Annotated in this window: 15 protein-coding genes; 12 read left to right on the forward strand and 3 right to left on the reverse strand. The window is 34.6% G+C overall.

All coding sequences use genetic code 11. The features are described 5' to 3' along the window. The 3 genes from WBN20_RS08320 to WBN20_RS08330 all read right to left on the reverse strand — a co-directional run. On the reverse strand, positions 1-316 hold a 316-nt coding region (locus tag WBN20_RS08320), incomplete at its 3' end, for a hypothetical protein (RefSeq protein ID WP_424281345.1). Positions 317-357: 41 nt separating this feature from the next. After that, positions 358-1269: a bifunctional metallophosphatase/5'-nucleotidase gene (locus tag WBN20_RS08325; protein WP_424281346.1), complete on the reverse strand. Its 912-nt coding sequence runs from the start codon at positions 1267-1269 to the stop codon at positions 358-360. 2 nt (positions 1270-1271) lie between these two features. Continuing rightward, positions 1272-2036 (reverse strand): 5'-nucleotidase C-terminal domain-containing protein, encoded by a 765-nt coding sequence (locus tag WBN20_RS08330; RefSeq protein WP_424281347.1) that lies wholly within the window; start codon positions 2034-2036, stop codon positions 1272-1274. Positions 2037-2102: 66 nt separating this feature from the next. On the opposite strand from WBN20_RS08330, the gene WBN20_RS08335 reads away from it, so the two are divergent. The 12 genes from WBN20_RS08335 to WBN20_RS08390 form a co-directional block, all read left to right on the forward strand. Continuing rightward, a complete protein-coding gene (locus WBN20_RS08335; protein ID WP_424281348.1) occupies positions 2103-2642 on the forward strand; it encodes a DUF6913 domain-containing protein in 540 nt (179 codons plus the stop codon). Between the two features lie 11 nt (positions 2643-2653). Then, the gene (gene dapA, locus WBN20_RS08340) at positions 2654-3544 is read left to right on the forward strand and encodes a 4-hydroxy-tetrahydrodipicolinate synthase (RefSeq protein ID WP_424271789.1); all 891 of its coding nucleotides are present in this window, start codon (positions 2654-2656) and stop codon (positions 3542-3544) included. Between the two features lie 171 nt (positions 3545-3715). After that, positions 3716-4558, forward strand: a complete 843-nt coding sequence (locus WBN20_RS08345) for an outer membrane protein assembly factor BamD (protein WP_424275319.1) — start codon at positions 3716-3718, stop codon at positions 4556-4558. Positions 4559-4560: 2 nt separating this feature from the next. After that, complete coding sequence (locus tag WBN20_RS08350; RefSeq protein ID WP_424275318.1) at positions 4561-4890, forward strand: DNA-directed RNA polymerase subunit omega; 330 nt, start codon at positions 4561-4563, stop codon at positions 4888-4890. A gap of 1 nt (position 4891) precedes the next feature. Continuing rightward, positions 4892-6097 carry a bifunctional phosphopantothenoylcysteine decarboxylase/phosphopantothenate--cysteine ligase CoaBC gene (coaBC, locus tag WBN20_RS08355; RefSeq protein WP_424281349.1) on the forward strand — a complete coding sequence of 402 codons (1206 nt, stop codon included), beginning with the start codon at positions 4892-4894 and terminating at the stop codon, positions 6095-6097. Continuing rightward, a complete protein-coding gene (locus WBN20_RS08360) occupies positions 6090-6983 on the forward strand; it encodes a DUF4835 family protein (protein WP_424272497.1) in 894 nt (297 codons plus the stop codon). The genes coaBC and WBN20_RS08360 overlap by 8 nt, the downstream gene beginning before the upstream one ends. A gap of 60 nt (positions 6984-7043) precedes the next feature. After that, entirely contained in the window at positions 7044-8696 is a 1653-nt protein-coding gene (gene recN / locus WBN20_RS08365; protein ID WP_424281350.1) for a DNA repair protein RecN, read from the forward strand. Positions 8697-8821: 125 nt separating this feature from the next. Continuing rightward, on the forward strand, positions 8822-9634 hold the full coding sequence (locus tag WBN20_RS08370) for an enoyl-ACP reductase FabI (RefSeq protein ID WP_424275315.1): 813 nt from the start codon (positions 8822-8824) through the stop codon (positions 9632-9634). A 66-nt stretch (positions 9635-9700) separates the two neighbouring features. Continuing rightward, positions 9701-10717: a glycosyltransferase gene (locus WBN20_RS08375; RefSeq protein ID WP_424281351.1), complete on the forward strand. Its 1017-nt coding sequence runs from the start codon at positions 9701-9703 to the stop codon at positions 10715-10717. Further along, positions 10717-11673, forward strand: a complete 957-nt coding sequence (locus tag WBN20_RS08380; protein ID WP_424281352.1) for a CdaR family protein — start codon at positions 10717-10719, stop codon at positions 11671-11673. The genes WBN20_RS08375 and WBN20_RS08380 overlap by 1 nt, the downstream gene beginning before the upstream one ends. Next, positions 11670-12257: a dephospho-CoA kinase gene (gene coaE, locus WBN20_RS08385; RefSeq protein ID WP_424274460.1), complete on the forward strand. Its 588-nt coding sequence runs from the start codon at positions 11670-11672 to the stop codon at positions 12255-12257. Before WBN20_RS08380 ends, coaE begins: the two co-directional genes overlap by 4 nt. A 79-nt stretch (positions 12258-12336) precedes the next feature. Continuing rightward, the coding region (locus tag WBN20_RS08390; protein WP_424281353.1) for a sensor histidine kinase at positions 12337-13522 on the forward strand (1186 nt) is incomplete at its 3' end.

The following is a 13522-nucleotide window of genomic DNA, read 5'->3' on the forward strand; positions in this document are numbered from 1 at the left end:
CCTTGGTAATTGGGTCAGGCATATAAATTAATCCTTTGTATTTTTTATCTCTGAAAAAGAAAATAACATCAAAAAAATAAAAATTTTCTGGTGGGATATAATCAGACCATGGGATACTATCAAAATAATATTTTGGTTTTCCTATTTTAAAGGAATAGGGTGAAATATTAAGATTAATAGTACCTAAAAAATAAATAGAGAGATCCAACTCTCCTTCCTTAAAATATGGGAGTTGTTGATTTAAAGTACCCTTGGGATATCTTTGATTATCAGATTTACCTGAAGCTACCCCCATGACCTTTAAATATGAAGCCATTTAATTTCATGGTATTTAGTAGAATAAAAGTCTAACAAGGATCAGACAGTAATGGAAACCCCCTCTGAATTAATATTCTTTTTAGAATCAAAATAAAAATCGATTCTACCCAGATTTATGCCATAGCAGCCAACCTGATTCACTAAAACTGATTTATCTAAACGATTTTGTCTAATGACGGGTTTATCTAAAAATGTATGCGTATGTCCGCCTATAATAAGATCAATATTATCTGTTTTTGTAGCTAGTTTTAGGTCACTTGGCCTTTCAGCATCTTGATAGGAGTAGCCTAAATGAGATAAACAAATAACCAAATCACATTGTTCTTCTTTCTTTAATAAAACACTCATATCCTGAGCAATTTCAATAGGATCAAGATAAACAGTCTCTTTAAAAAGGTCCTTACCTACAAGGCCTGCCAGTTTTATCCCCAAACCAAATACACCAATTTTGATTCCATTAACCGAAAATGTTTTGTATGCTTCTACAAAGCCATGCAAAACAGTGTTGGTAAAATCATAATTGGCCGAGAGCAATTTAAACTTAGCAAATGGCATTTGAGCTAAAAGGCCTTCAATACCATTATCAAAGTCATGGTTACCAATTGTGGCAGCGTCATATTTAAGCATGCTCATCAATTTAAATTCCAATTCTCCACCATAAAAATTAAAATAAGGCGTACCCTGGAAAATATCTCCGGCATCCAATAAAAGTGTATATGGATTTTCCTCTCTGATATTTTGAATCAATGTGGCTCTTCTGGCAATACCACCCATATTCGGAAAGGAATTATGTCCTTGGGGAAAAGGATCTATATGACTGTGCACATCATTGGTATGAAGAATGGTAATGCGTTTGGAATTCTGAAAATCACAACCGTTCAGGCTAAGTCCACCCATACCAATGTAGGCGCCACCTGCAAATGAATTTGTTACAAAGTCCCGTCTCTTCATTTCTATTCAATTTTAATAAAGCGGTCGTCCACTTTCGCTCTAAGGGTATCTACTTTTTTAAAATAATCAATCATCGCATTCCTAATCAAATAATTTAAATCAACAGGGTTGATATCATCCCTAAAAAAGCCCATATCGTCACCTCCATCTGCCAGATAATTTGATGTAGCTACATAATAGGTTCTATTTTCATCAAAAGGCAAGCCCTGAATATTCACATCCTTAAGGGTTTCGTTATTATTCAAAACTATCTGCATCCCTGCTATGGGATGCGGACTATTTGCGTTTATTAGAAAAGAAATCAGATCTCTAACCGACTTGCCTTTAATTGCAACAACCACAATTGAATTTTCAAATGGCATTACTTCATAAGCTGTTCTGGCACTTACCTTTCCTTTAGATATTATGCTTCGAATACCACCATGATTTGAAATTACAAAATCTATATCATTGCCGGTTCGCGATTTAAAAATTGGGTTTGCTTCGCTGAGTATTATATCAGCCATTAAGTTTCCTGCTGAGGTATTGTATTTACCGTCATTTTTGGTGATTTGCTTGGGAGCATAGGCCAAGGTACTATCTAAAACTTCATTTACGCGCGATCTGTAGGGGGCTACGAAAATATCTATTGAATCTGTAACATTTATAGAATCAGTTATAGGTAGCTGTTGACCAGATATTTTACTAAGTTTTTGAGGTGCATCATTACAGGCAGAAAGACAAGTGATTGTTACAAAAATAACAAAATGTTGTATTTTTAAATCCATTATCCTTTTTATCTTAGCGTAATAATTGCTTGGATATTAATTACATTTGTCTAAAGGTAAAGGTACATGTTTTTAAAGGCACTTAAAGATAAATTTAAGCACAAATCCGGGTTGAAATTTTTAAAGGAACAATTTGAAAATCCGCCAGATGTTGTTTCACGCAAAAATGGCATAACGTCTATTGCCATTATTGTAGATCTCGATCAATTTGATAAAGCAGAATTGTTCTACCAATTTGTAGATGACTTTAAACTAAGGCCCAATGCGGTTAAAATTATTGGATACAAAAATTATTATGATAAAAATTCACCTTACGCCACTCCTATTTTTTCAGATAAAGACCTTGGTTGGAACGGGGATATAGAAAATAGTTATGCCCTTGAGTTTTTGAGCAGGGAGTACGATATGCTGGTAAATTATTTTAATCAGGAGAATTTAATGCTGCAGTTAATGTCCATAAAAACCAGAGCAAGAATTAATGTTGGTTTTTCGGAGATAGACGAACGGTATAATGATCTAATATTGGAGACATCGCTCTCAGATTTTAATACTTTTAAGAAAGAGCTTAAAAAATATCTTAAAGTTTTGGGCGAAATTAATGCTTGATGTAAATAACTATGAAAAATTTATTAGGAACCGGGGTTGCATTGATTACGCCCTTTAATCTTGATTTATCTGTTAATATTGACGCATTAAAACGAGTAGTAAATTTTTGCATTGAAGGAAATATTGATTACCTCGTTGTATTAGGTACCACCGGAGAATCTGTAACACTTACCAATTCTGAAAAACAATTAGTAATTGATGTGGTAGTTGCAGAAAACGCAGGAAGACTTCCTCTCGTTATTGGCATAGGAGGCAATAATACACAACTTGTAAGTGAGGAATTACTTCAAACCAATCTTAAAGATTTTGCAGCGGTCTTGTCCGTATCACCTTGCTACAACAAGCCTACTCAGGAAGGAATATACCGTCATTATAAAGCCCTGTCACTAGCCTCTGAAAAACCTCTTATTTTATATAATGTACCTGGAAGAACCGGAAGCAATATTGAACCGGATACGGTTCTCAGGCTTGCAAATGATTGTTCTAATATTGTTGGCATAAAAGAAGCTGCAGGAGATATGGTACAGTTGAGAAGTTTGATAAATAAATTACCCTCAGATTTTTTGGTGATTTCGGGGGATGATTTTACAGCATTGCCAACTGTTTTGGAGGGTGGAGTAGGGGTTATTTCTGTCTTAGGACAAGGTCTGCCAAATGAATTTTCCCGAATGATAAGGTTGGGATTACAAGGTAAGGAAGAAGAAGCTTTTGTCTTGCACAATGCGATGATAGAGGGAATGAAATTAATTTTCGAGGAGGGAAATCCCGCAGGGATTAAAGCGATTTTGCAAACTCATGGAATTTGTGAACCAACAGTGCGTTTACCATTGGTAGAAGTATCCATAGAACTTAAAAGGCGTATAGACAAATTTATGAGGGCTTTTGCAAAAAATAGAGTTTAAGTTAATAGTCTAATTTTTTCTCGAAACCGCAATTTACCTTATCCATAGTAGATTTGAAAAGCCAAATTTGGGTTAAAACTTCATTAAAATCCCTTTTTAATGCCCTTACAGGTACTATCTTAGTGTTTAATTAATGTTTTTTATTCCGCTAATTATCACTAATTTTGCAAAATGTTTTTTAGAACCAAACATCTTTTTTTCTTACTAACTATCCTTATTGCCTTAAATTCATGTGGCGAATACCAGAAGGTATTAAAAAAGCCGAATACCAATGCAAAGTATGAGCTTGCAGAAAAGCTATATAAAGAGGGGGATTTTAAAAAAGCTAATCGTTTATTAGAACAAATTGCTCCGGGATATGTGGGCAAACCACAGGGAGAGCGGGTAATGTTCTTTTTTGCTAATAGCTACTTTGAAATAAAGGATTACAATTTTTCAGGTTATCAGTTTGAACGTTTTTTGAAGTCATATCCCAAAAGTGATAAGGCCTCTGAAGCTGCATTTCTTGGAGCGAAAAGTTATTATATGCTTTCACCCAGGTATTCCGTAGACCAGACTGATACGGATAAGGCCTTAGTCAAATTACAGTTGTTTATTAATATGTACCCTGAATCTGAGTTCTTTGCAGAGGCAAATATTATGGCAAAGGAATTGACAACTAAGAAAGAACAGAAAGCTTTTGAAGTTGCTAAACAATTTACAAAACTTGGCAAGTCATATATATTAGAATACAGTGTATCTGCAATAGCAGCCTTAGATAATTTTATTTCAGATAACCCCGGATCAATTTTTTATGAGGATGCACTTTATCTGAAAATAGAAGCCACTACTAATTTAGCTTTAAACAGTACAGAGAATCGCAAAAAAGAGCGTCTTGATGCTGCAAAATTAGCATATAATAATTTGTTCAAATACTTCCCGGGTACGAAATATGCGGAAGTTGCCAATGATTTGATTAAAAAAGTAGATGAACAATTAAACAATTATTCCGAACAAAAAACCCTTTCAAAATGAATATGAACGATTTGAAGAATTCCAAGGCCCCGGTTTCAACTGTGACCATTAACAGAAATGAGTTTGATAAGAATACAGATAATATTTATGAGGCTATATCAATAACTGCTAAAAGAGCCATCCAGATTAATTCTGAAATTAAAAAGGAACTTCTGGAAAAACTTGAAGAATTTGCCACATATAGTGATAGCCTTGAGGAGGTATTTGAAAATAAGGAACAAATTGAAGTTTCTAAATTTTATGAAAAACTTCCCAAACCACATGCTTTAGCCGTAATGGAATGGTTGGAAGATAAAATTTACTATAGGAATACAGAGAAAGACCAACAGTAATATGTTAGGCGGCAAGAAAATCCTTTTAGGTATTACCGGAGGTATCGCTGCTTACAAAACCACTTTTCTGGTTAGATTATTTATCAAAGCAGGCGCTGAGGTTAAGGTTATCTTAACTGAAAGCGCTCTTTCATTTGTTACCCCTCTTACTTTAGCTACCTTATCAAAAAACCCTGTCCTCACTGGTTTTATTAAAGAAGAAGAAGCTAGTGTGGATTGGAACAACCATGTTGATCTTGGCTTATGGGCCGATTTAATGCTTATTGCTCCGGCTACGGCTAATACCCTGAGTAAAATGGCAAGTGGCACTTGTGATAATTTATTGCTGGCTACCTATATGTCGGCTAAATGTCCGGTATTCTTTGCCCCGGCTATGGATCTTGATATGTATAAACATCCAACTACAAAAGGGAGTCTGAAAAAATTACAGACTTTTGGTAATATTATGATTCCAGCCGGTAGAGGTGAATTAGCTAGCGGGTTATTTGGAGAAGGACGCATGGCAGAACCAGAAGATATCGTGCAGTTTATGCAGGAATATCTTTCCAGTAATTTGCCATTAAAAGGAAAAAAAATATTGATTACAGCCGGGCCTACATACGAAGCCATAGACCCAGTGCGTTTCGTTGGCAATCATTCATCTGGCCTTATGGGATTTGAACTGGCAAATGCAGCTGCCAAACTTGGGGGAGAAATTGTTTTGGTATCAGGACCTTCAGACTTAACAGCGGAAAATCCGGCCATAGAAATAGTTAGGGTTGTATCTGCTGAAGAAATGTTTAATGCCGTTCATAAGTATTATGATGATAGCGACATTGTCATAGCTGCTGCTGCGGTATCTGATTACAGGCCAAGTAAGGTATCCGAACAAAAAATAAAAAAAGAATCTGAAACCCTTCAAATTGATTTTGTCAAAAATAAAGACATTCTATTATCGATGGGAGATAAGAAGAAAGATCAATATTTAGTTGGCTTCGCACTGGAGACTGAAAACGAGCTCGAGAACGCCAAAAAGAAATTACGAAAAAAGAATTTAGATGCCATTGTTCTGAATTCACTTAATGACGAAGATGCAGGGTTCGGGAAAACAACTAACAAAATAACATTTATAGATAAGAATTTAGAGATAAAAACGTTTGAAGTTAAGAATAAGGCTGAAGTAGCTTTAGACATATTGAACGAAATCATCAGTAGGGGCCATGCGTAATTTTTTAATTCTCTTATTTAGCTTTCTTTTTGCTAACTATATTAGCGCCCAGGAACTTAATTGTACCATAACAGTTAATGCAGATCAGGTAAACCAGACAAATAGACAAATATTTGGGACTTTAGAACGTGCATTGAACGATTTTGTTAATAAAAGTCAATGGACAAATAGGATTTACAAGGATAATGAGAAAGTAAATGCCAGGATGTTTATTACGGTAACGGACTATGCCTCTGACAGATTTAGTGCAAATATTCAGATTCAGTCTTCTCGTCCCGTATTTAATACCTCTTATGAAAGCCCCATTTTTAATTATAAGGACAATCAGTTCAATTTTCAGTATATAGAGTTTGAACCTTTGGTTTATAACCCGAATGTATTTGATTCTAACTTGGTTGGAGTTATTTCCTATTATGTATATATAATCCTGGGACTCGATGCAGATACTTTTGCTTTGGAAGGAGGGACAGAATTTTACAAAGAGGCACAACAAATTGTAACTCAGGCTCAGGGTAGTAGTTTTTCGGGCTGGAGGCAAACGGCTTCAGATAATAGAACACGATTTGAATTGGTTGATAACCTGCTGTCGAATACTTTTAGAGAATATAGAATTGCCATGTATAATTATCACCGAAAGGGATTGGATATTTTAGGGGATAACAATAGCACTGGTAAACAAGTTATAGCAGGGTCTATGAGGTTGTTTGAGACTTTAACGCAAAGAAGACCTAATGCATTCTTAATACAAACTTTCTTTGATGCTAAATCAGAGGAAATACAAGACATCTTTTCTGATGGACCAAAAGTAGATATTGTTGCGCTAAAAGAGACATTAAATAAAGTAGCTCCTTTTTATTCCACAACTTGGGATGAAATAACATATTAACCAGGTCATTTTCATTCCAATAATAATTTATCTTTACAGATCATATTATATAATATAGCTGTGCTGATAAATCTGTCTATCAAAAATTATGCATTAATTGATAATCTCAATGTAAACTTCACGGGGGGATTTACTACCATTACTGGTGAAACAGGTGCAGGCAAGTCTATTCTTTTAGGAGGCCTTTCCTTAGTTTTAGGAAAACGAGCAGACATGTCTTCATTAAAAAATAAAGACAGTAGATGTATAATTGAAGCTGTTTTTGATATCAAAAATTATAATTTAGAATCATTTTTTATTGAGCATGATCTGGAGTTTGACTCTAATACTATTGTACGTAGGGAAATTCATCCTAGTGGTAAATCGAGAGCATTTGTAAATGACTCTCCACTTACACTGGATATATTAACGCAATTAGGGAAACGACTTGTTGATATTCATTCACAGCACCAGACATTGCAGTTGACAGAACACGACTTTCAATTAAAACTAATTGATGCTTTTGCAGATAATACAAAGATCCTGAATGCTTACAAAAATAAACTAACAAAATACAAAACTACTTTACAGGAATTTGATGAACTCATTGAGTTTCAAAAAAATGCTATTAAAGAACATGATTACAATACTTTCTTGTTAAATGAATTGGATGCTATATATCTTGAAGAAGGGCTGCAGGAAAAACTGGAAGATCAGTTCCAACAATTAAATAATGTTGAGACCGTTCTTGAAAATCTATCCAAAGGAAACCACCTGTTGAGCGATGAACAGATAGGTATTGTAAGTTTGCTGCAGGAACTTAAATTAACTTCGGGAAAGCTATCCGTTATAGGAAACAAGTTTGGAAATCTTAAAGAACGAATAGATTCAGTTTTTATTGAATTGAAAGACATAGCCGAAGAAATACAAACGCTTCAGGATTCTATCGAACCCGATCCAGGGAAACTTGAAGAAATTAATACTAAATTACATGCCATATACGACCTGCAGAGAAAACATGAGGTAACTAATGTCTCTCAATTAATTGTTATAAAGGAAGCACTTACACAAAAGGTTAGTGCGACACAAAATCTTGAAGAAGAAATTCTGGATAAAAGGAATTTACTTGAGGCATTGAAGAATGAGCTGGATAAAGAAGCCAATTCGTTATCTGTTCGCCGTAAAGCGGTAATTCCAGAAATAAAGGAAAAGCTGGAACATTCTTTGCAATCCCTTGGATTACCTAATGCTACTTTTAATATTAAAGTTATTCCAACCCAAGAGTATAGTACTAACGGTATAGACACTCTAATGTTTTTATTTTCTGCGAACAAAGGGTCAGATTATAATACTTTAAAAAAGGTTGCTTCCGGAGGAGAACTCTCTCGTATTATGCTTGTAATAAAATCGTTACTTGCCCGCTACGAACAATTACCGACCTTAATGTTTGATGAGATTGATAGTGGAGTTTCCGGTGAAATTTCAAACAGAATGGGGGATATTATGCAAAAAATGAGCAGGAATATGCAGATTTTTTCTATTACGCATCTTCCCCAAATTGCTTCCAAAGGAGATCATCATTTTAAAGTATTTAAAATAGTTGAGGGCGATAGTACTCAAACTCAAATGAAAGAATTACTTGAGGATGAAAGAGTTTTTGAATTAGCTGAAATGCTTGGAGGCAAGAGCATGTCCGACTCTGCTCTGGCGCATGCCCGGGAGCTTTTAAATTAAAAAGCTAAATCGATCTTTAATTTTATTTCCTCCTTCCCGGTGCGTTTCAAATATCTTATAGGAGCAGTTTAGTTTCTACTTTTTTAGATATCTTTGACTTCAAATTAATCCAAAGCACTTTAAACATGGCATATAATCTATTAAAAGGGAAAAAGGGAATTATTTTTGGGGCACTTGACGAAAATTCAATTGCGTGGAAAACCGCGGAGCGTGTACATGAAGAAGGCGGTATTTTTGTTCTCACAAATGCTCCTATTGCCATGCGGATGGGTCAGATTAATGCCCTTGCAGAGAAAACTGGTTCGCAAGTAGTTCCCGCTGATGCTACCAATGAAGATGATCTAAATAATTTGATTACCAAGTCCATGGAAATTCTGGGGGGAAAACTGGATTTTGTTTTACATTCAATCGGAATGTCGGTTAATGTCCGAAAAGGGCGTTCATATACAGATGAAAAGTATGATTTTACAGCTAAAGGTTGGGATGTTTCTGCTCTTTCATTCCATAAGGTTATGCAAAGTTTATACAAAGCAGATGCAATGAATTCATGGGGAAGTATAGTAGCATTAACGTATATGGCTGCCCAACGTACATTTCCAGATTATAATGATATGGCAGACAACAAAGCTTATCTTGAATCTGTGGCCAGAAGTTTTGGCTACTTTTTTGGCAAAGAGAAAAAGGTAAGAGTTAATACAATTTCTCAATCTCCAACCCCAACTACTGCCGGTCAGGGTGTAAAGGGTTTTGATGGTTTTATTAATTATGCAGAAAAGATGTCTCCCTTAGGTAATGCAACCGCTCAGGATTGTGCAGATTATACCGTATCTCTCTTTTCAGATCTTACAAGAAAAGTTACGATGCAGAATTTGTTTCATGATGGTGGTTTTTCAAATACTGGTGTTAGCCATGAGGTAATTGAGCATTTTACGGAATAACAGTATCTAAAAAATCAGAAAGCCATCCCAATAGAGGATGGCTTTTATGTATACGCTAATTGAGATATGGAACTTTCTTTTTCTTTAATCATTCCAGTATTTAACAGACCTGATGAAATTCGCGAACTGCTGGAAAGTTTGGTGTATCAGACCTATGATAAATCATATGAAATAGTCATTATTGAAGACGGCTCTATTACTACATCTGAAACTGTAATTGATGATTACAAAGAAACACTGAATATTACTTATCTTTTTAAAGATAATACAGGTCCTGGACATTCCAGGAATTTTGGTATGGAGCACGCTAAAGGGAATTATTTTATCATATTGGATTCAGATTGTGTAATTCCTGTAAATTATCTGAAAGAAATAGCTGTTAGCTTAAACAAAAAGTACGTAGATTGTTTTGGTGGCCCTGATTCCGCACATGAGTCATTTTCAAATATCCAAAAGGCGATAAATTATGCGATGACTTCTATTTTTACCACCGGAGGTATTAGGGGAAATAATAAAACTATCGATAAATTTCAGCCCAGAAGTTTTAATATGGGGATTTCCAAAAAGGCTTATGAAGACTCGGGGGGCTTTGGAAATATACATCCGGGAGAAGACCCCGACCTCAGTATGCGTTTATGGAAAAAAGGGTATGACACCAAATTAATTAGTGAGGCTTTTGTTTATCATAAGCGAAGAATAAGTTTCAATAAATTCTTTATACAGGTTAAAAAGTTTGGCATGGTACGTCCAATTCTTAATGCATGGCATCCAGGTTCTTCCCGAATATATTACTGGTTTCCTTCCTTTTTCTGTATAGGACTTATAATTTCGCTATTATTGCTGTTCGTTGGGTCGGGAATATATCTATGGCCCATTATACTTTATACCGCGTATTTTTCGTTTATTTTTTTAGATGCCTTAACAAAGAATAAAAACCTTATGGTTGCCTTTTTGGCTATTATTGCTGTATTGATTCAGTTTCTTGGTTATGGATATGGTTTTCTAAAATCAGTAATCTTAGTTAATTTTACCAAAAGTAAACCACAGGAACTTTTTCCCGAATTGTTTTTTAAACAGATTTAATGGAGCATAAAGAAGCCAAAAGGAGTAATGATAAAAGAAAGATAAATATATTTTTAATCTTCCTTTTGTGCTCTTTCCTTGCCTGGCTTGTTAGCAGATTATCTGAAACCTATGTTGACCGTACAACTTTTGACCTTGAATATATTAACATACCTGACAGTCTCCTTTTAGGTGATAACTCTTTAAAAAATGTTGATGTAAGACTTAGAGCCAGCGGGTTTCAGTTCTTGGGATATTATTATAATGGCAAAAAAATTGAGGTTGATTTGTCTAATATGGCTACTAATCAATCAAATTTTTATGTTACCCAACTCGATTTCAGGAAACAGATAGAGAGTCAATTATCCGGCTCTATCACCCTTTTGGAGGTAGATAGGGATACGTTGTTTTTGGATTTCTACAAGGTTGAATCAAAAGAGGTTCCCATCTCTCCAAATATTAGCTTAAATCCGGCCCAGAATTATCTTGTAGAAGGCAAATTAAAGATAGAACCTTCACTAATTTCAATATCGGGACCAAAAAAGGAGTTGGATTTAATAAATTCAGCTTCTACATCGGAAGTTGAGCTCAATGAAATTACTGAGGATTTTTCCATTGTAGTTGATTTGGTTTTGCCGGAAGAGCTTAAGAATTCGGAACTTTCTGAAAAAAAGGTAAGAATCTCAGGGAATGTTTTTCGATTCTCTGAAAAATTAATTGAAATTCCAGTGGAGGTTATTAATCTTCCGGAGGGAACTCAGATAAAAACTTTTCCCAACACAATTTCTGTACTTTGTAAGGCCAGAATTGACCGATTAAAAGATATTAGCCCTATGGATTTTAAAGTTGTTGCTAATTTTCAGGAACAAAGAGGTGAAAATCAAAACCTTCAAGTAAGCCTTATTGAAAAACCCAAAGATGTGTACAGTGTTCAACTAATGAAAAATGAAGTGGAATTTATCTTGAAACGTCAATGAAGATTATAGGATTAACCGGAGGGATTGGCAGTGGAAAAACAACAGTGGCTAAACTGTTTAAAGAATTGGGTGTCCCTGTTTATAATTCGGATTTGAGAGCTAAAAAGTTAATGAAAAACTCTAAGGAGATTAGAACTGCTGTTATGGATCTGTTAGGAAAAGATTCATATGTGTTGGAAAGGTTAAACAAGAAATATATAGCCGACAAGGTTTTTAATAATAAGGAATTACTTCAAAAGCTCAATGAAATTGTGCATCCAGCTGTTAGAAACGATTTTCTTAGGTGGGTAAAAAGCAGAAAAGCAGCATATGTGATTCAGGAGGCAGCAATACTTTTTGAAAACAATTCCTATAGCAATTTTGATAAGATAATACTTGTGAAGGCCCCAAAACAAGTCCGCTTAGAAAGAATCATAGCAAGAGACAATGGTGCAAAGGAAGAGATCTTAGCACGAATGGAGAATCAATGGGACGATTCTAAAAAGATGCCTTTATCAGATTATATTATCGAAAATATAGATTTAGATCAGACCAAATTGCAAGTTCAACAGATTCACCAACAACTTACTAAAATAGTAGCCTAACAGCTTTTTTAACATTTTTGTTAAGGTTAGGTTAAACAGGCAATCCGCTAAATGTTAAATTTTTAAATTTACTAAATCGATGAATAAGAGATTATTTGTTAGCCTGGTCATTTTAATGAGCCTCTCTCTTATTGGGATTATCTCTGTACAATTGTATTGGATAAAAAGTTCTGTAGAAGATAAAGAAGAACAATTTTCAAATGCAGTATCGGAAGTTCTTAATAAAGTAACGGACAAAATTGAAGACCGTGAAATGGACGACTATTCTGAGAGATTTTTAAATCTTAAGGATAGTGTAGGAGAATTTAAGAGTTCCCATTTAAGTAACATATTTTTTATTGATCGTGATTTAAATTCTAACGAGATTTTATTTTACTCGCATGGAATTTTAGAAGAGGATTATAATATCGCCTCTACGTTCTTTGACAATAGCAATGGTAATGATACCACAACAATAAAAAATTACACCAGTAAACGCACCAAAACGGTTTATAAGGAAGATTTTGGATTGGATGGTAAAAGCTATAAACTAAATCCTGTACAAAAATTGGAGAAAGTAGGTGGCTTATCAACCATAGATAAGGCAATTTTTGACGATGTCTATAGGGAATATGCAGAAAAAGTTCCAATTCATAAACGTGTTTCAAAACAAGAGATAGAATTATTGCTAGACCGAGAGTTGGAAAACCGTAGTATGGATATTGAATATGAATATGGAGTCTATAGCAAGGGCCTACCGACTAAGGTAAAATCTAAAAGATTCAAATTAGGAGGTACAACAGTTTATAAAGCTCCATTCTTTAAGAACAGTGAGGGAATGAGTAATTTTACACTCTTATTATCCTTTCCCAAAAAGAAAAAGTTCTTACTGCAATCGATTCTGGGAATGGCCATTTTATCTTTGGTTTTCACACTTATTATAGTTGTGGCATATTCGGGAGCGATTTATCAGTTAATAAAACAAAAGCAGATCTCAGAAATAAAGTCAGATTTTATAAATAACATGACACATGAGTTTAATACACCCATTGCTACAATAAACTTGGCGGTTGAAGCGATCAAAAATCCAAAAATTATTGGAGATCAGGAAAAGGTACAACGGTATTTGCAAATGATAAAGGAAGAGAATAAAAGAATGCATGCTCAGGTTGAAAATGTTCTTAGAATCTCAAAACTAGAAAAAAATCAACTAGATATAAGTAAGGACAGGGTAGATGTTCACGACATTATTAAAAAGTCAATTACTCATGTTCAGCTTATTGTAA

This window comes from Eudoraea sp. (assembly GCF_049665975.1).
Lineage (GTDB): Bacteria > Bacteroidota > Bacteroidia > Flavobacteriales > Flavobacteriaceae > Eudoraea.